Origin of the sequence: Nocardioides sp. (assembly GCF_036274455.1) — a bacterium.
Lineage (GTDB): Bacteria > Actinomycetota > Actinomycetes > Propionibacteriales > Nocardioidaceae > Nocardioides.
Window position 1 is genome coordinate 32,166 of the sequence record NZ_DASUFR010000024.1, and the last position, 17,747, is coordinate 49,912.

General features: G+C 72.1%; 19 protein-coding genes and 1 pseudogene. 13 read left to right on the plus strand and 7 right to left on the minus strand.

Features of this window, described 5'->3' with window-relative positions; genetic code table 11:
- The first annotated feature begins 139 nt into the window (after window positions 1-139).
- Together VFV89_RS02270 and VFV89_RS02275 are read left to right on the plus strand one after the other, a co-directional pair.
- On the plus strand, window positions 140-2,062 hold the full coding sequence (locus tag VFV89_RS02270; RefSeq protein WP_329704271.1) for an acetyl/propionyl/methylcrotonyl-CoA carboxylase subunit alpha: 1,923 nt from the start codon (window positions 140-142) through the stop codon (window positions 2,060-2,062).
- A 7-nt stretch (window positions 2,063-2,069) separates the two neighbouring features.
- A complete protein-coding gene (locus VFV89_RS02275; RefSeq protein WP_329704272.1) occupies window positions 2,070-3,233 on the plus strand; it encodes an acyl-CoA dehydrogenase family protein in 1,164 nt (387 codons plus the stop codon).
- 18 nt (window positions 3,234-3,251) lie between these two features.
- Here VFV89_RS02275 and VFV89_RS02280 read toward each other — a convergent pair whose 3' ends face one another.
- Entirely contained in the window at window positions 3,252-3,854 is a 603-nt protein-coding gene (locus VFV89_RS02280) for a hypothetical protein (RefSeq protein ID WP_329704273.1), read from the minus strand.
- 169 nt (window positions 3,855-4,023) lie between these two features.
- Between VFV89_RS02280 and VFV89_RS02285 the strand changes: the two genes are divergently transcribed.
- Complete coding sequence (locus VFV89_RS02285; RefSeq protein ID WP_329704274.1) at window positions 4,024-5,052, plus strand: YihY/virulence factor BrkB family protein; 1,029 nt, start codon at window positions 4,024-4,026, stop codon at window positions 5,050-5,052.
- 39 nt (window positions 5,053-5,091) lie between these two features.
- On the opposite strand, the gene VFV89_RS02290 is transcribed toward VFV89_RS02285, so the two are convergent.
- The 3 genes and pseudogenes from VFV89_RS02290 to VFV89_RS24810 form a co-directional block, all read right to left on the minus strand.
- Window positions 5,092-6,261, minus strand: a complete 1,170-nt coding sequence (locus tag VFV89_RS02290; RefSeq protein ID WP_329704275.1) for an acyl-CoA dehydrogenase family protein — start codon at window positions 6,259-6,261, stop codon at window positions 5,092-5,094.
- Between the two features lie 20 nt (window positions 6,262-6,281).
- Window positions 6,282-8,354 (minus strand): acetate--CoA ligase family protein, encoded by a 2,073-nt coding sequence (locus VFV89_RS02295; RefSeq protein WP_329704276.1) that lies wholly within the window; start codon window positions 8,352-8,354, stop codon window positions 6,282-6,284.
- Window positions 8,355-8,456 (minus strand): annotated as a pseudogene (locus VFV89_RS24810) (hypothetical protein); the annotation flags it as partial.
- Between the two features lie 251 nt (window positions 8,457-8,707).
- Here VFV89_RS24810 and VFV89_RS02300 point away from each other — a divergent pair.
- From VFV89_RS02300 to VFV89_RS02330, 7 genes are all read left to right on the plus strand, one after another.
- The gene (locus VFV89_RS02300) at window positions 8,708-9,376 is read left to right on the plus strand and encodes a TetR/AcrR family transcriptional regulator (RefSeq protein WP_329704277.1); all 669 of its coding nucleotides are present in this window, start codon (window positions 8,708-8,710) and stop codon (window positions 9,374-9,376) included.
- A gap of 117 nt (window positions 9,377-9,493) precedes the next feature.
- The gene (locus tag VFV89_RS02305; RefSeq protein WP_329704278.1) at window positions 9,494-10,807 is read left to right on the plus strand and encodes an NAD(P)/FAD-dependent oxidoreductase; all 1,314 of its coding nucleotides are present in this window, start codon (window positions 9,494-9,496) and stop codon (window positions 10,805-10,807) included.
- A 340-nt stretch (window positions 10,808-11,147) separates the two neighbouring features.
- Window positions 11,148-12,827, plus strand: coding sequence for a formate--tetrahydrofolate ligase (locus tag VFV89_RS02310; protein ID WP_329704279.1), 1,680 nt, complete (start codon window positions 11,148-11,150; stop codon window positions 12,825-12,827).
- Window positions 12,828-12,863: 36 nt separating this feature from the next.
- Window positions 12,864-12,995 (plus strand): hypothetical protein, encoded by a 132-nt coding sequence (locus tag VFV89_RS02315; RefSeq protein ID WP_329704280.1) that lies wholly within the window; start codon window positions 12,864-12,866, stop codon window positions 12,993-12,995.
- Window positions 12,988-13,143: a hypothetical protein gene (locus VFV89_RS02320; protein WP_329704281.1), complete on the plus strand. Its 156-nt coding sequence runs from the start codon at window positions 12,988-12,990 to the stop codon at window positions 13,141-13,143. Before VFV89_RS02315 ends, VFV89_RS02320 begins: the two co-directional genes overlap by 8 nt.
- A 9-nt stretch (window positions 13,144-13,152) precedes the next feature.
- Window positions 13,153-13,506, plus strand: a complete 354-nt coding sequence (locus VFV89_RS02325) for an iron chaperone (RefSeq protein ID WP_329704282.1) — start codon at window positions 13,153-13,155, stop codon at window positions 13,504-13,506.
- A gap of 93 nt (window positions 13,507-13,599) precedes the next feature.
- A complete protein-coding gene (locus VFV89_RS02330; protein ID WP_329704283.1) occupies window positions 13,600-13,995 on the plus strand; it encodes a hypothetical protein in 396 nt (131 codons plus the stop codon).
- 24 nt (window positions 13,996-14,019) lie between these two features.
- On the opposite strand, the gene VFV89_RS02335 is transcribed toward VFV89_RS02330, so the two are convergent.
- Window positions 14,020-14,574 (minus strand): GNAT family protein, encoded by a 555-nt coding sequence (locus tag VFV89_RS02335; protein ID WP_329704284.1) that lies wholly within the window; start codon window positions 14,572-14,574, stop codon window positions 14,020-14,022.
- Window positions 14,575-14,739: 165 nt separating this feature from the next.
- Here VFV89_RS02335 and VFV89_RS02340 point away from each other — a divergent pair, with 165 nt between their 5' ends.
- A complete protein-coding gene (locus VFV89_RS02340) occupies window positions 14,740-15,063 on the plus strand; it encodes a hypothetical protein (protein ID WP_329704285.1) in 324 nt (107 codons plus the stop codon).
- 13 nt (window positions 15,064-15,076) lie between these two features.
- On the opposite strand, the gene VFV89_RS02345 is transcribed toward VFV89_RS02340, so the two are convergent.
- A complete protein-coding gene (locus VFV89_RS02345) occupies window positions 15,077-15,850 on the minus strand; it encodes a tyrosine-protein phosphatase (protein WP_329704286.1) in 774 nt (257 codons plus the stop codon).
- Between the two features lie 105 nt (window positions 15,851-15,955).
- On the opposite strand from VFV89_RS02345, the gene VFV89_RS02350 reads away from it, so the two are divergent.
- The gene (locus VFV89_RS02350; RefSeq protein WP_329704287.1) at window positions 15,956-16,294 is read left to right on the plus strand and encodes a PLD nuclease N-terminal domain-containing protein; all 339 of its coding nucleotides are present in this window, start codon (window positions 15,956-15,958) and stop codon (window positions 16,292-16,294) included.
- A gap of 409 nt (window positions 16,295-16,703) precedes the next feature.
- Here VFV89_RS02350 and VFV89_RS02355 read toward each other — a convergent pair whose 3' ends face one another.
- Window positions 16,704-17,264, minus strand: coding sequence for a protein-L-isoaspartate O-methyltransferase (locus VFV89_RS02355; RefSeq protein ID WP_329704288.1), 561 nt, complete (start codon window positions 17,262-17,264; stop codon window positions 16,704-16,706).
- A gap of 69 nt (window positions 17,265-17,333) precedes the next feature.
- Here VFV89_RS02355 and VFV89_RS02360 point away from each other — a divergent pair, with 69 nt between their 5' ends.
- The gene (locus VFV89_RS02360) at window positions 17,334-17,720 is read left to right on the plus strand and encodes a PLD nuclease N-terminal domain-containing protein (RefSeq protein ID WP_329704289.1); all 387 of its coding nucleotides are present in this window, start codon (window positions 17,334-17,336) and stop codon (window positions 17,718-17,720) included.
- The last annotated feature ends 27 nt before the right edge of the window (window positions 17,721-17,747 follow it).

Below are 17,747 nucleotides of genomic sequence, written 5' to 3' on the forward strand. Positions count from 1 at the left end.
GGCTGGGACCGGTGCACCGCCCGTCGAGCCTGTCGAGACGTCCGCAGGACGCGCTGGAACGTATCCACGACCGTTGCGAGGGTGCCCTCCTTGCGGTGATCTCGACAGGCTCGATCAGCTGTGGTCAGGCGGATGCCTCGTGATCACGAGACTGCTGGTCGCCAACCGCGCCGAGATCGCCTCGCGCGTCTTCCGCACCTGCCGCAGGCTCGGCATCGAGACCGTGGCGGTCCACTCCGACGCCGACGCGGGCCTGCCCTACGTCCGCGAGGCGGACCTCGCCGTCCGGCTCCCGGGCAGCACTCCCGCCGAGACCTACCTCGACATCGACGCGGTGCTCGCGGCCGCCAAGGCCGCGGGCGCGGACGCGATCCATCCCGGCTACGGCTTCCTCTCCGAGAACGCCGACTTCGCCCGGGCGGTCATCGGCGCCGGGCTCGTCTGGGTCGGGCCGGCTCCGGAGTCGATCGAGGCGATGGGCTCCAAGATCCGGGCCAAGGAGATCATGAGGGCGGCCGGCGTACCGGTGCTCGAAGCCCCCGACGAGCCGGGCGAGGAGGACCTGCCGCTGCTGGTCAAGGCCTCCGCCGGTGGCGGCGGCCGCGGGATGCGCGTCGTACGCCGCCTCGAGGAGCTGCCCGGCGAGCTCGCGGCGGCCGAGGCCGAGGCGGCGTCGGCGTTCGGGGACGGCACGGTGTTCGTCGAGCCGTACGTCGAGCGGGGCCGCCACGTCGAGGTCCAGGTGGTCGGCACGAGCGTCTACGGCGACCGCGACTGCTCGCTCCAGCGCCGCCACCAGAAGGTGGTGGAGGAGGCGCCCGCGCCCGGGCTGAGCGACGAGGTCCGAGAGGCGCTCCACGATGCCGCCCGGAAGGCGGCCGAGGCGATCGACTACCGCGGCGCGGGCACGGTCGAGTTCCTCTTCGACCCGGCCACCGAGCGGTTCTGGTTCCTGGAGATGAACACCCGGCTCCAGGTCGAGCACCCGGTGACCGAGCTGGTACACGACATCGACCTCGTCGCGATGCAGCTCGCGGCTGCGGAGGGTGCCGACGCTGCGGTGGTCTCGACAGGCTCGACCGGCGATGGCCATGCGATCGAGGTGCGGCTCTACGCCGAGGACCCGGCCGCCGGCGACCAGCCGCAGAGCGGCACGCTCACGCGCTTCGAGGTCCCGCTCGAGGAGGGCATCCGCGTCGACACCGGCTACGAGAGCGGCAGTGTGGTGTCGACGCACTACGACGCGATGCTCGCCAAGGTCGTCGCCCACGCGCCCACCCGCGAACAGGCGGCCCGCAAGCTCACCGGCGTGCTGTCGCGGGCGCGGATCCACGGTGTGCAGACCAACCGGGACCAGCTCGTGATGGTGCTGCGCGACGAGCGGTTCCTGGCCGGTGAGGTCTCCACCGCGTTCCTGTCGGAGGCTTCGCGGCTCGCTGCGCTCGCACCTCGGCCACCGACCGCGGCGCACGCGGCGGCGATCGCGCTGGCCGAGCGGGCCAGGGAGTCGAGGACCGTCCAGCAGGGCATCCCGGTGGCCTGGCGCAACGTCGTCTCCCAACCGCAGGTGACCGAGCTCGATGACGGCACCGAGGACGGCACGACCGTCGAGTGGTGGGGCGGCCGCGACGGGTACGTCCTGCCCGATGCTGCGGTGATCTCGACAGGCTCGATCGACGGTGGTTGCGAGATCGTCCTGGAGGAGGGCGGCGTCCGCACCACCTACGTCGCGATGGTCGAGGACGACCAGGTCTTCGTCGACTGGCCGGGCGGCCACGCGGCGTACCGGCGCAAGCCTCGCTTCGTCGACCCCGCCGACGTGGTCGCGAGCGGCAGCCTGCTGGCGCCGATGCCCGGCACCGTGGTCAGCGTGAACGTGGAGAAGGGCCAGAGTGTCGAGGCCGGCCAGCCGGTGCTGGTCCTCGAGGCGATGAAGATGCAGCACACCGTGCGCGCGCCGGATGCGGGCACGGTGACCCAGATCGACGTCGAGGTCGGCGGCCAGGTGGCGGCGGGTGCCGTCCTTGCGGTGGTCTCGACAAGCTCGACCAGCGAGGAGTGAGCAGGCGATGACCGTTGCGTTCAGCGAGTCCGAGGAGCGCCAGGCGCTGCGCAGGGAGGTGGCGAAGCTCGCGGGCAAGTACGGCCGCGAGTGGTTCACCGAGAAGGCGCGCTCGGGCGAGAAGACCACAGAGCTCTGGCTCGAGATCGGCAAGAACGGCTACCTCGGCATCAACATCCCCGAGGAGTACGGCGGCGGGGGCGGCGGCATCGGCGACATCGCCGCGGTCTGCGAGGAGCTGGCCGCGCAGGGCTGCCCGCTGCTGCTGATGGTGGTCAGCCCGGCGATCTGCGGGACGATCATCAGCCGCTACGGCACCGAAGAGCAGAAGCGGCGCTGGCTGCCCGGCATCTGCGACGGCACCTCGACGATGGCCTTCGCGATCACCGAGCCGGACGCCGGCACCAACACCCACAACATCACCACGACCGCCCGCCGCGACGGCGACGAGTGGGTGCTCAACGGCCGCAAGATCTACATCTCCGGCGTCGACGAGGCCGACCACGTCCTCGTCGTCGCGCGCACCGAGGACGCCCGGACCGGCAAGGTGAAGCCGGTGCTGTTCGTGGTGCCGACCGACAGCACCGGGTTCGAGTACCAGCCGATCCCGATGGAGATCGTCAGCCCCGAGCTGCAGTTCACCGTGTTCATGGACGACGTCCGGCTCCCTGCCGACGCGATCGTCGGCGACGAGGACGGCGGTCTCGTGCAGCTGTTCGCCGGGCTCAACCCGGAGAGGATCATGGCCGCGTCGTTCTCGACCGGGCTGGCCCGGTTCGCGCTGTCCCGCGCGGCGGCGTACGCCAAGGAGCGGACGGTGTTCAAGGAGCCGATCGGCTCCCACCAGGCCATCGCACACCCGCTCGCCCAGTCCTACATCGAGACCGAGATGGCGCGGCTGATGACCCAGAAGGCCGCCGCCCTCTACGACGCCGGCGACGACATGGGAGCCGGCGAGGCCGCGAACATGGCGAAGTACGCCGCCGCCGAGGCCGCGTGCAACGCCGCCGACCGTGCCGTGCAGACCCACGGCGGCAACGGGATCACCCAGGAGTACGGCATGGCCGGGCTGCTGGTCGCCACCCGCGCCGGCCGGATCGCCCCGGTCAGCCGGGAGATGATCCTCAACTTCGTGGCCATGCACTCCCTGGGGCTGCCCAAGTCCTACTGACGGGCGGTGCCCACCGGCTCACGCGGTCACCTTCGGGCCGTACTTCCATCCGTGCCGGACCTCGCCGTCGCGGCGGGCGTCGTCCTCGTACACCCGGCTGTCGGTGATCACGGTGAGCCCGTTGGCGACCCGCACCCAGGCCGGGTTGCCCAGGCACGACGCGGGGACCTTGAGCTTCACCGTGGCCTTGACCCGGTCGGTCACTGCCGTTGCGCATCCCGGCTGGTTGCCGAGCGGGTCGATGAGCTGGAAGCTCCCGATGGTCTTCCCGGCCGGGATGGTGAGGTAGCCGATCCAGCTGCCGTCCTCGTGGTCGGTGGAGGTCTTCAGCAGCCACTGGAAGTCCTGCTCCCCGGTGAGGTCGATGCTCCGGTAGGTCGTGGGGATGACCAGGCGCTTGCCGAGGACGACCGTGGTGCGCGTGATGTCGCCCGCCCGGCGGGCCGGCTCGGCCCTTGTCGGCAGGTCGTCGGTGTACTTCGGTCCGCTGAGCACGTCGCGCCGCGCATCACGCGCGTCCTCGGACGCGGCGGACGCGGGAGCGGCCAGGCCGAGCACCATGATGGTCCCCGCGAGCAGGTACGCCGCCGCCGTGGGCCACGCGACCGGGCTCGAGGACATGGTCGGGAGGCTAGTGGCACCGCTCGGGGTCGTGGCAGACCTGGACCGGCCATTGACACAGTCGACGGCCATCTGCCGCGCGATGGCGACCGAGGGTCCAGCTGTTCGAGACGGGCCGGACGGGGTGCTGAGCACGGTCCGAAGAGGTGGTGCCCAATAGCCTGTCGTCGTGGGCTTCGTCGACAGGCTCGACCGGACGCAGCGGAAACGGTCGTTCCTGGGGTTCCCCATCGCGACCATCTTCAAGTTCATCGATGACCAGGGTCCCTACCTGGCAGCGATCATCAGCTTCTACGCGTTGCTCGCGATCTTCCCGCTGCTGCTGCTCTCGGTGACGATCCTGGGTTTCATCCTCCAGGGCAACCCGGACCTCCAGGAGCAGGTGATCGACTCTGCGCTGGGCACCTTCCCGATCATCGGAAACGAGCTGGGGCGACCGGATCGGCTGCAGGGCTCGAGCACCACGATCGTGGTCGGTGTCCTCACCGCGATCTACGGTTCACTCGGCCTCGGCCAGGCGCTGCAGAACGCCCTCAACGTGGCGTGGTCGGTGCCGCGCAACAAGCGCCCCAACCCGCTGCTCCTCCGGTTGAAGAGCCTGGCGCTGCTCACCCTGGTCGGTGCGTCGGTCCTGGCGATCACGATCATCTCGACCCTCGGCAACGAGACGGAGGTGTTCGGGCCGCGGCTCGACCTCACCCTGCGCTGGGTGGTCCGCGGCGTCACGGTGCTGCTGATCGGCCTGCTGCTGCTCATCGTGTTCCGCCTCGCCGCCGCCCGCCGCCACCACCAGGGCCGCGCGTGGCCGGGGGCCTTCACGGTCGCGGTGTTGTGGCAGGCGCTGCAGTACTTCGGGACCGTGTACACCACCGGAGTCATCAGGCAGACCGAGGGCATGAACGCCGCGTTCGCCATCGTGCTGGGGATGATCGGGATCATCTACTTCGCGGCGCTCATCGGGGTCGTCGGCATGCAGGTCAACGTCGTCCTGGCCCGAAAGCTCTGGCCCCGCTCGATCCGCTCCCTCTTCGTCGACCGCGGCGAGCTCACCGACGCGGACCGCCGCGCCTACGCGGGCTACGTCCGGGCCCAGCAGCACAAGGGCGCCGAGAAGGTCGAGGTCACCTTCATCGACCCGGAGACCGGGGAGCAGCACGTGGTCGAGGACCACGGCCCGGTGGGCAGGCGCAGGCGGTAGCCCCGCCGGCCCGGTGGTGTCGGGCACGCCGCGCCGACGTCAGGAGACCGGCAGGTCCAGGAACGCCGTGCCTCGCTTCACCAGCTCGTTGGCGATGATCATCCGCTGGATCTCCGAGGTGCCCTCCCAGATCCGGTCGACGCGGACCTCGCGGTACATCCGCTCGACCGGGTAGGAGCGGTCGTAGCCGCGGCCGCCGAAGATCTGCAGGCAGCGGTCGACCACCCGGCCGGCCGCCTCGCTGGCCGACAGCTTGGCGATCGACGCCTTGGCGTGCAGCGTCTTGCGGTCGACTCCGTGGTCGGCCTCCCACGCGACCTGGTGGGTGTAGGACCGGTTGACCGCGATGTCGACCGCGCAGTCGGCCAGCATCGCCTGGACCATCTGGAAGCTCGCGATCGGCGTACCGAACTGCTCCCGCGAGACCGCCCAGTCCCGGGCCAGCGACAGCGCCCGCTCGGCGACGCCGACGGTGCGCGCGGCGATCATCAGCCGCTCGTCGGTGAACCAGTCCTTGGTCAGCTCGAAGCCCTGACCGACCTCGCCGAGCACCGCGTCGTGCGGGACGAAGACGTCCTCGAAGACGAACTCCGGGTGGCCGTTCACCGCGGAGTGCATGAACTGCGGGGTCCGGCTGATCTGTACGCCGGGGGTGTCCTTGTCGACGAAGAACAGCGTCGACTCGTTGTCCGGCAGGACGTTGGCCTGCACGAGCAGGAAGTCGGCCACGTCGCCGCAGGTGACGAACCACTTCTCGCCGTTCAGCCGCCAGCCGCCCTCGACCGGGGTGGCGGTGGTCCGGATCGCGCCGGCGTCCGAGCCGGCCTCCGGCTCGGTCGTCGCGAAGGCGTCGAACCGCTCGCCGCGCAGGATCGGCAGCAGGTAGCGCTCCCGCTGCTCGGGTGCGGCCTTGGCCAGCACGTTGGAGGGGCGCCACGGGATGTCCCAGAGGCAGTTGGTGACCTTGCCGAGCTCCTCTTCGACGATCACCTGCTCGAGCAGGGTCAGCCCGGCGCCGCCCCACTCCTTCGGCATGTTGATGCCGTAGACGCCGGCCTCCATCGCGGCCCGGGTGAGCTTGTGGACCGTCTCGGCCGGCAGCGGGCCTCCGGCCCGCTCGGCCTCGTCCTCGTAGGTCATCAGGAGCCCGGCGTACGCCGCGGCGCGGGCCTTCAGCTCCAGCTGCTCGGGCGTGTAGGCGAAGTCCACGGGTCCTCCCTCGGTGACGGTCAGTGGGTGACGATGCGGGCGTCGAGCGCGACGGCGCCGGACGGGGTGAGGAGCAGCGGGTTGATCTCGAGCTCGGCGACCTCGGGGTGGGCCGCGGCGAGCCGGCTCACCGCGGCGACCGCGCGGGCGGCGGAGGAGATCGCGAGCGCCGGCCGGCCCCGGTGCTCGCCGAACAGGGCCGCGGCCCGGAGCCGGCGCAGCATCCGCTCCGCCTCGGCGGCGTCGACCGGGGCGAGCGCGACCTGCACGTCACCGAGCACCTCGGTGGCGGTGCCGCCCAGGCCGACCAGCACGGTCGGGCCGAAGCGCACGTCCCACCGGGCGCCGACGATCAGCTCGACGCCACCGTCCAGGTCGGCCATCTCCTCGACCGAGAACGCCGGGGGCGCGAGCCGCTCGGACAGCTGTGCGTAGGCGAGGTAGAGCGCCTCGCGGTCGGGCAGCCCGACCACGACCCCGCCGGCGTCCGACTTGTGCAGCAGCCCGAGCGCCTTCAGGACGTACGGCGGCCGCAGCTCCTGGGCGGCCTCGTGGAGCTCCGCCGCCGAGCGGATCTCGCGGGCGGCCACGAACGGGACTCCCGCCGCGGCGATGGCCGCGCGCGACGAGGTGTAGTCGACGGCCGTGACCGGCGCGGCCGGCGCGGGCAGCGCCAGCACCGACGCGGACCGCGGGTCCACCGCGGTGGCCGCCAGCGCGGCCACGGCGTCCTCGACGGCTCCGAAGACCGGCACCCCGGCCTCGGCCAGGATCCGGCAGGCCGGTGACTCCGGGAACATCGACTGCACGGCGACCGGCTTGTGCCCCGCGGCGTCGACGCTGATCTGCTTGGCCGCCGCGCACTCGGCCGGGCCGAGCCCGGTGAGGCCGTCCTGGCCGCTGGAGTAGCCGCCGAAGTAGCCGGTCACCAAGATCGCGTCGACGTCGTCGGCACGCTGCAGTGCGGCGAACGCGCGGGCGTAGGACTGCGGGTCCATCTCACCGGCGCCGGCCAGGTCCACGGGGTTGGTCACGCTGGACTGGCTCCAGAGCACCTCGGCCAGCGTGGCCTGCGTGGCGGGTCCGAGGGCGGGCACCTGCAGCCCCGCGCCCTCGAGCACGTCACAGGCGATGACGCCGTGGCCGCCGCCGTCGGTCAGCACCGCGACCCGGGGGCCGCGTGGCTGCGCGTGCTGGCGCAACGCCATCAGCACGTCGGCCAGCTCGCGCGGCGTCCGCACCTGGATCGCGCCCGCGGCTCGGCAGCCGGCCGCGACCACCGCGGCGTCGCTGGTCAGCGACCCGGTATGCGACCGGGCGCCCCGGGCACCGGCGCTGCTGGCACCGGCGGCGAGCACGACGACCGGCGTACCGGCCTCCACCGCGGCCGCGGTGGCGCGGACGAACCCCCGGCCGTCGCGGACGTCCTCGACGTAGACGGCGACCGCCTCGGTGTGCTCGTCGGCCGCACAGGCCTCGATCAGCTCGACCAGGCCGACGTCGGCCTGGTTGCCCAGCGAGACGAACCTCGAGATCCCGAGCCCGCGCTCGCCGAAGAGCCGGTCCACCTCGATCGCGAGGTTGCCGCTCTGGCTGAGCAGCGCGACGCCACCCGGGCGGAAGGTGTTGGACGAGAGGTAGGTCGCGGTGTGGTTGTCGACGATGCCGAGGCAGTTCGGTCCGACCAGGACTGCGCCGGCCTCGCGCACCCGCCGGATCAGCGCGTCCTGCCGTGCCCGGCCCTCCTCGCCGGACTCACCGAGCCCCGCGGTGATGACCACGATGGCGCGGGCACCCTGCGCCAGCACGTCGTCGACGGCCTCCTCGAGGCCGAGCTCGGGCACCGTGATGACCGCGAGGTCGACCGGACGATCCAGCTCACCGACCGAGGCGACGACCTGCTGGCCGAGCACCTCGCCGCCGCGCCGGTTGACCAGGGTGATCGTGTGCCGGTCGGCGCCGCGCAGCGCCTGGAGCGCGACCGCGTTGCCCCACTTGGACGGGTCGGCACTGGCCCCGACGACGACGATGTGACCGGGGTCGAAGAGCGCAGAGAGGTCGCGGATAGCGTGCGAGCACGTGGAACTGTTCATCTAGGTCACCTTGAGGGCGGCAACAGAGCACACGGAGGCAGCCTCTCGCGCCCGGCCCTGCTGGTCACCTGTCACCTCGCCGTCGCCGAGCTGGCCGGCGTACCCCCAGCCGTCGAGGTCGAGGCTCCGGGGCGAGGCTCACCACGCCCTCCCGCCGGCCTTGCGTCCGTGCATGTCATCTCCCGATCGCGGTGGCCCATCCCTTGACAGCGAGGGGCCGTGTCGGCAAAGTAACAGACTAATCAGTTAGTCAGCCAGAGTGAGTGCGGACGACGACCGTGACCGCCACCCGCGACGACCGCGGCGAGCCGGCGCCGGCCCACCCGCCCTCCGACGAACAGTGAGAATGACGCATGCCCGCTGACACCCAGCCCCGCAACAGCAAGCAGGGCGGCAGGCGCACCCGCGCCGCGATCGCCGCCCAGACCCGCGAGGCGATCCTCAACGCGGCCTGCGACGTGATCGCCGAGACCGGCTTCGAGAACATCCGGATGCGGATGGTCGCCGAGCGGGCCGGGGTCTCCACGGCGGCGCTGCACTACCACTTCGACACCCGCGACCAGCTGTTCGCGGCGGCGCTCCACTACTCCTTCGGCAGCACCGGAGCCGACGTCTACGAGGCCAGGGGAGACGACGACACCGCGACCGCGCGCCTGGTCCGCATCATCAACGCCTCGCTCCCGATGACGGTGAGCCTGCGGCGTGAGTGGGCGCTGTGGCAGGAGCTCTGGTGCCGGGCCGGCCGTGACCGCGAGTCGCGCACGCTGGCCGTCGACCTCTACAAGGCGCACACGGGCTGGATCGAGGAGACCCTCGACGACGGCATCGCGTCGGGTGAGTTCCAGCCGTGCGACACCGCCGCCCACGCCCAGCTCATCAACGCCCTGTGCGACGGCTTCGGTGTCCAGCTGATGATCGGCACCCCGGCGGTCACGCTCGACAGCGCCCGGGCGGCGATCTGGGCGCTGGCGACCGAGCCGCTCGGTGTCACCACGTCGTTCCCGGAGGACCGCCGACGGTGACCCGCGCCCGGATGTCCTCCGGCGACCTGGCCGCGGTGGTCTGGGACGCCGACACCTGTGCGACCACTCCCCTCGTCCTCCACTGACCCGTCCCTCGCCCACCCAGGAGCCCATGCCATGTCCCACGACATCGTCGTCATCGGCGCCGGCCTGGCCGGCCTCGCCGCCGCGCGTGACCTCGCCCGCGGCGGTGCCGACGTGGTCGTGCTCGAGGCCCGGCCCCGCGTCGGCGGCCGCGTCGAGCAGGTCGTCCTCGACGACGGCCGCTTGGTGCAGCTCGGCGGTGAGGTCATCGGCAACGCGCACACCGCCTACCAGCAGCTGGTCGCCGAGCTCGGGCTCACGCTCGTGCCGAGCTACGTGGCCGAGCCGGGTGAGCTCACCTGGATCCTCAGCGACGGCATCCATGTCGGCGAGCGGCCCACGTGGTTCTCGGACGACGACCACGCGAGCATGGCCCGGGTCGAGTCGTCGTTCGCCGAGCTGGCTCGCACCGTCGACCCGGACGACCCGTGGGCCCACCCGGACGCGGCCCGGCTCGACGACACGTCGGTGACGCGCTGGCTTCGCGAGGTCGGCGCGACCCCGAACGTCATCCGCGCCCTCGAGGCGGGGCAGCTCGCGCTCAGCGCGGGGGCCTACGAGCGCACGTCGCTGCTGTCGCAGCTGCGCAAGGCGGCGGTCACGTCGACCAAGGGCCTCTACGCCTACGACGAGTGGGAGAACCTGCGCGTGGCCGAGGGGTCGGCGACCGTCGCGCTGCGGCTGGCCGAGGAGCTCGGTGACCGGGTGCGGCTCAGTGTGCCGGTGCGGTCGGTCGAGGTGGGCACCGACGGCTGCGCGGTGCAGCTGGACGGTGGCGAGCTGATCTCCGGGAGCGCTGTGGTCTGCGCGGTCCCGGCCGGTCCGCTGCGCGACATCGACGTCGAGGGGGTCTCCGACGAACGCCTCGAGTCGCTGCACCGGCAGCGGCACGCCCTTGCCGCCAAGTTCGTGGCGGCGTACGCCCGGCCGTTCTGGCGCGACAACGGCCAGAACGGGCTGACCGAGTCCGAGGGCATCCTGGGCTCGTCGTGGCCGCAGTGCGAGGGCGTCCTGTCCTGCCTGGTGCCGCCGGAGCGGATCGCGGCGTACCTCTCGACCGACCCGCGGTTCCGCGAGCAGGAGGCGCTGGCCGAGCTCGCCTCGTGGTTCGGCCAGGAGGCGCTGGCGCCGGTGGCCACCTTCGAGCGGCTGTGGGGCACCAACCCGTGGACGCAGGGCTACGTCACCCAGTGGCACCCCGGCGACGTCCTGCGGGTCGGGCCGCTGCACGGCACGCACGAGCCGCCGTTCTACGTCTGCGGCTCCGACCAGTGGGTCGCCGGCTACATGGAGGGCGCGGTGCGTACCGGCCGCGCCGCCGCGGCCGAGGCGCTGACCCGCGGGTAGCTCCCCACCGCCGCTGGTCGAGCCTGTCGAGACCCCCGCGGCCCGGGCTGGGAGCCGACGCTGCGGGCATCTCGACGAGCTCGATGGGCGGTCGCCCGGCCACCGCGGACGCATCCGCCCTCCCATCCGGCTGGTCGAGCCTGTCGAGACCCCCGCGGCCCGGGCTGGGAGCCGACCCCGCGGGCATCTCGACAGGCTCGATGAGCGGTCGCCCGGCTCACGGAGACCGCGCAGGAGGGTCGACCGGTCCGACGCGCGAGCGTTGGGAGGTCGCTCACGCGTCGACCCGCCCGCCGTGCTGGGCTAGCGTGCACCCGCGGGAGGAAGGGGGTGGACGACAGTGCTGTCGGACATCGAGATCGCGAACGCCGCCACGCTGAGGCCGATCAGAGAGGTCGCCGAACAGACCCTCGGCATCGCCGCGGAGCACCTGGAGCCCTACGGCCACTTCAAGGCGAAGGTCGACATCGCCTACCTGGCCTCGCTCGCCGACCGTCCGCTCGGCCGGCTCGTCCTGGTGACCGCGCTGTCACCGACGCCGCCCGGGGAGGGCAAGACGACGACCACGGTCGGGCTCACCGATGCGCTGCACGGGCTGGGCCGGCGTACGGTCGCCTGCCTGCGCGAGCCGTCCATGGGGCCGGTGTTCGGCATGAAGGGCGGCGCGGCCGGAGGTGGCTACAGCCAGGTGGTGCCGATGACCGACATCAACCTGCACTTCACCGGTGACTTCGCGGCCATCGCCGCCGCCAACAACCTGCTTGCCGCGCTGATCGACAACCACGTCCACCACGGCAACGAGCTCGACATCGACGTCCGTAGCGTCACGTGGAAGCGCGTGCTCGACGTCAACGACCGCGCGCTGCGCCAGGTGACCGTCGCGCTCGGCGGCCACGCCAACGGCTTCCCGCGCGAGGACGGCTTCGACATCGTGGTCGCCTCGGAGCTGATGGCGATCTTCTGCCTCACCGAGTCGTGGGCCGACCTCAAGCGACGCATCGGCGACATCGTCATCGGCTACGCGCGGGCGGGCCAGCCGGTGACCGCACGCGAGCTCGGTGCCGACGGTGCGATGGCGGCCCTGCTCCGCGACGCCCTCGCGCCGAACCTGGTGCAGACGCTCGAGGGTGCTCCGGCGTTCGTGCACGGCGGTCCGTTCGCCAACATCGCGCACGGCTGCAGCTCGGTGATGGCCACCCGCGCCGGCCTGCGGCTGGCCGACATCGTGGTCACCGAAGCGGGGTTCGGGGCCGACCTCGGCGCGGAGAAGTTCGTCGACATCAAGTGCCGCAAGTCCGGGCTGCGGCCCGACGTCGCGGTGGTCGTCGCGACGGTGCGGGCACTGAAGTACCACGGCGGGGTCGCGCTCGCCGACCTCGCCACCGAGGACCTCGGCGCCGTCGAGGCGGGGATGGTGAACCTGCGCCGGCACCTGGACAACGTCCGTGACGTCTACGGCATCCCGTGCGTGGTCGCGGTCAACCGGTTCCCGACCGACACCGACCTCGAGGTGGCGAAGGTCGTCGAGCTTGTCGAGTCGGCCGGCGTCAGCGCGTTCCCGGCGAGCCACTTCGCCGATGGCGGCGTCGGTGCCCAGGACCTCGCCAAGGGTGTGCTGCAGGTCCTCGACGAGCCCTCGCCATACTCGTTCTCCTTCACCTACCCCGACGACCTGTCCCTGACCCAGAAGGTCGAGGCGATCGCGACCCGGCTGTACGGCGCCGGGCTGGTCACCTGGGACGCGCGGGCCCGGCGGCGGCTGCTGCGCATCGAGCGGGACGGGTACGGCGAGCTGCCGGTGTGCGTCGCGAAGACGCAGTACTCCTTCTCGACCGACCCGACTCTCGTCGGAGCCCCCTCCGGTCACGAGCTGCACGTCCGCGAGGTCCGGCTCTCGGCCGGGGCCGGCTTCGTCGTGGTGGTCTGCGGCGACATGATGACGATGCCCGGGCTCCCCAAGGACCCGTCGGCGTCGCGGATCGACCTGGCCGACGACGGGACGATCCTGGGCCTGTCCTGACCGAACCGGGCGCCGGATCGTGGGATCCTTGACACCGTGACGACCTCTGATCCCGAACGCCAGGACCCGCCGGCCGACCCGAAGCCCGACGAACCGACCCCCGACGACCCGAAGGACGACCCGGGTCCCGACGAGCGCCCTCTGCACGACTCCAGCCGGGGTGGCTGACCCGGGGAAACGGCTGACCGAGCACAACCTCGTCGCCCCAAGGCTGCGCGGCACGGTCCTGCACGTCACCGGATCGGGTCCGTCGACCCCCGAGGGCGGTGAGTCGCAGGACCCCGAGACGCCCGGCCCACCGGTCTCGACGGCGTAGCGTTCGAGCGTGGGCGTGGTCGGCGACTATCTCAGCACCATCGACTCCCCGGACCGCGTGGCTCTGGAGCGGGTCTACGCCATCGCCCGTGACGTCGTCCCGGAGGCCGAGGAGGGCATGAGCTACGGGATGGCGGCGCTGCTCCACCGGGGCAAGGGGCTGGTCGCGACGGTGCGCGCGAAGAGGTTCCTGTCGCTCTACCCCTACAGCGGCGCGGTCATCGCGTCGGTGTCGGCCGCGCTCGGCGACTTCGAGACCACCCCCGGCAGCGTCCACTACTCGGCCGACCACCCGCTGCCCGACGCCGTTCTGCGGCGCATCGTCGAGGCCCGCCGCGACGAGATCGACGCGAAGGCGCGCTGACTCCACGCCCGATGGGATGAACCATCGCGGGCCGCAGCCCGTGTCTACGGGTGGCCCAGGCAGGCTGGACCGGCGAGACGAACGGAGATCACCATGAGAGTGCGGGCGTTGGGGGCCGCGGGGGTGCTCGTGTCGGGGGCTGTGCACTTCAAGATGTACTTCGACTGGGCACACGACAACAACAAGATCGGTCCCGCGTTCCTGCTGAACGCCGGCGCCGGGCTGGTGATCGCCGTGCTCCTGATGACCTGGCGGCACTGGATCCCACCGCTGCTGGCCGTGGGGTTCGGCGTGTCCACGCTCGCGGCGTTCGTCACGGCCGCGACCGTGGGCCTTTTCGGGGTCTCGGAGCACTGGGCCGGGTGGGCCGTCTGGACGGCAGCCGCGGCGGAGCTCATGGCCATCGTGGCAGGCGTGCTGGTCCTGTGGCAGGAGTACCGGCCCGGACGTCGGCCGGTCACGACGTCCCCGACCGCGGTGACCCACTGAGGCAGGCGCTCGAATCGCCGGCCGTCAGGACCCAGGCCGCCACTCGCGCCTGAGCAGCCCGTAGACCCACGAGTCCGACACCTCGCCGTTCACCACGCAGTCCTCCCGCAACGTCCCCTCCCGGACGAAGCCGAGCTTCTCCAGGACGCGGGCAGATGCCAGGTTGCGGGTGTCGGCCTCGGCCTGGACCCGGTTCAGGTCCAGGGTGTCGAACGCCCACCGCAGCAGGGCGTGCGCGGCTTCGGTCGCGTAGCCGTGGCCCCACGCCGTCTCGGCGTAGCAGTAGGCGAGTGCTGCGCTGCGGAAGTCCGGGTTCCACCGGGTCAGGCTGCACCAGCCGAGGAACGCTCCGTCGGAGGCCTGCTCCACCACCGTCCGCGCGCCGCTGCCGTCCGCGGCCAGCTGCCGGCTCGTCGCGATGAACCTCTCGGCTCGCGCTCGTTCGGTCCACGCAGGCGCGTCCCAGTAGCGCAGCACGGGTGCGCTGCTGTGCATCGCGAAGAGGGGGTCGGCGTCCGCGTCGGTGACGGGGCGCAGCCTGAGACGGTCGGTCTCCAGGGTGGGGGTGGGCAGGGACACCCGGGCATGGTGCCGTGCGACGACGACCGCCGCACAACCGTTTTCCTCGTCGTGGCGGTCCCGACCCGTCGGTCTCGCCGGCGGTGCCCACTAGGCTCGCGTGGCCGGGCCGTGCGGACGGGCCATGGGGACGGCGGTGGCTCCGAGGCGATCCAGGGTGGCGAGATGAGCGGTAGCAGCACGCGGTCGATCACGTTCCGGGCGAAGCCGCCGGAGGTCTTCGCAGCGCTCCGGGAGGCGGCTCGGCGCACCGGGTTCCAGTTCCTCTCCGGCGACGTCGACAGCGGGACCGCGGTGTTCACCTCGGGGCGGTTCGTGCTGGGCTCGGGCGAGAAGGTCACCGCCCGGATCAGGCAGGGACCGCCCGGGACCGTCGAGGTCACGCTGTCCTCGGACCTGAAGTTCGGCATCGTCGGCTGGTCGGGGCGACGCGGCGCCGGCGCGGACCGTTTCGCCGAGGCGCTGAGCGGGCTGCTTCCGCACGCCTGACCCTCGGCTCAGGTCAGCCGAGCATCCTGTCGCGGAGCCGGTCCAGGGTCGCCGGACCGAGGCCGAGGCCGTCACGCAGGTAGCCGAGCCGGTCGCCGTACGCCGCGGAGACGGCGTCGTACCCGGCCTGCAGGTAGTCGGCGTCGGCGACCATCACCCGCTCGTAGACGTCGATCTTGTCCGCACCGAGGTGCTCGCGGACCAGGCCGAGGTACTTCTCGCGGGTCGCCGAGGAGAAGGAGTTGGTGAGCAGGTAGTCCTCGAGGATCGTCGCGTCGTCGACCCCGGCGAGGTGCAGCAGGAGCGCCGCGGCCCAGCCGGTGCGGTCCTTGCCGGCTGTGCAGTGGAACAGCACCGGCCCCTCGGCCGCGGTGAGCTCGGCGAACAGCGTCGCGAACGCCGCCCGCGCGCCCTCGATCTCCACGAACCCGCGGTAGACCCGCAGCATGACCTCGTGGGCGGTCGCCCGGTCGGCGAGGTCGCTCACCGCCGTCATCGGGATGCCCTTGACCTCGAGGTGCCGCCACGCCGCGCCGGGCACCTCGACGTCCGGGTGCGCCTCGACCTCGTGGTCGGTGCGCAGGTCGTAGATCGCGCCGACCCCCAGCCGGGTCAACGACTCGACATCGGCGTGCGAGAGCTGCAGCTCGTTGGAGCGGTAGGCCACACCACGCCGCAGTGGCCGCCCGTCCGCGGCGACGTACGCCGTGTCCGGGCCGCTCAGGTCGCGGAAGTTGTCGGCCGATGCGAGGCGGACCAGCTCCTCACCCAGCGACGCATCGGACACGACGCACACCCTAGGGAGAGGGAGTGAACGACCAGCCGACGGGCCAGGCACCACCACCCGGACGGGCCACAGACACAGGACCGCGAGCTCGGTCACACTTCCGCGATGACGTTGGACATGCTGGTGGTGATCGTCGCTGCCTTCGGCGTGTGGATCTACGCCCTCATCGACGTGCTCGAGCCCCGCGACGCCGAGGCCCGGACCCTCACCGCGGGCGCCTGGACACCCGTGGTGTTCTTCGGCTTCGCACCCGGAGCCATCGCCTGGCTGGTCGTGGGCCGGCCGTCGAGCGGTGCCCCACGGCAGTACGACCACGACGACCTCGCCGACGGCCTCGACACCGAGTCGCTCGAATCCTTCCGCGCCCGGCTCCGCGTCCGGGCCGAGGAGCAGCGGAGGCGGTACGCCGAGCAGCGGCGCCCGCTCGAGGACGACTCCCTCTAGCCCTGGGGCCTTCCGGCCCCTCGAGCCGAAGATGTGGGAACTCGACCCCACGGTGGCTGAGCTGCGAGGCGCCCCAGCGCCGAGCCTCGAAGCCTGGTGAGCCGGGCTGGGGCTCGCCCGGGTGCCTTCGCTGCGGAGGTCTCGACAGGCTCGACCAGCGGCGGGCCAGCGGGTGCCTACCCTGCGGAGGTCTCGACAGGCTCGACCGGCGGCGGGCCAGCACGGTGGCTGAGGTGCGAGGCGCCCCCGGCGCCGAGCCTCGAAGCCTGGTGACGCGGGGCTGGGACTCGCCCGGGTGCCTTCGCTGCGGTGGTCTCGACAGGCTCGACCGGCGGGGCCACCGACGGGGCCAGTAGGTGCTTTCCTGCGGAGGTCTCGACTGGCTCGACCAGCGGCGTGAGGAGCTGGGTCACCGCAGCGGCACGAACCGGTAGCCGCCGTGCTCGCTGATCTCGGTCCCGACGTCGGTGCGGTCGACCCGCAGCATGACGCCGTTCACGGGGATGACCATCCGGCCGCCGACGACGACCTGGTCGACCAGCTCCTGGGGGAGCGAGCGTGGCTCCGCGGAGACCAGCACCCGGTCGTACGGCGCACCGTCGGGCCAGCCGAGGACGCTGGTGAGCGCCTGCTCGATCCGGGCCCAGGGCCGCGCGACGCGAGCCAGGTTGGCGCGGCCGAACTCCACCAGCGTCGGCTCCAGCTCGACTCCGACCACCTCGCCCGTGGGACCGGTCAGGTGTGCCAGGAGCGCCGTCGTCCAGCCCGAGCCGGCGCCCACGTCGAGGACCCGGTCGCCGGGCCGTACGTCGAGCAGCCGCAACATCGCCTCCACGGTCCGCGGCTGGGAGTTGGTCTGGCCGCGGCCGATCTGGATCGGACCGTCGTACGCCGCCCGCCCGCGCGCCAGCCGGGGCAGGAACCAGGACCGCGGGGTCGCCGTGAACGCGGCGGAGACCGAGTCCTCCATCCGCTGAGTCTGGCAACCCCAGGGGACCGACACCACCCATGTGGACCAGAGACAGCCGACCTTGACGTCGTGAACACTGCCGCCGTGATCAAGCTGGAGGGACTCCTCGCGGTGGCGTTGTTCTGCGCGTGGGTCTACACGCTGGTCGACGTGGCCCAGACACCGGAGGCCGAGGTCCGCAACCTCAACAAGGGCGCGTGGATCGTCATCGTCCTGTTCTTCTCGCTCGCGGGCATCGTCGGGTGGTTCGTCTTCGGCCGGCCGGATCACCGGCCGCGTGCCGTGCCGGCCTACGAGCGCGGCCAGCCGTCGTTCCCGGAGTACGACCGCCCCGGCCGCGCGGCGGCCGTCGACCCGGAGAAGGACGAGGCGTTCCTCGAGCAGGTGCGGGCCCGGGCCGAGCAGCAGCGGAAGCGCTATGAGGAGCAGCAGAAGCGCGAGCAGGAAGAAAAGTAGCCTTCCTTTACCTCTTGCTCCCGGCGC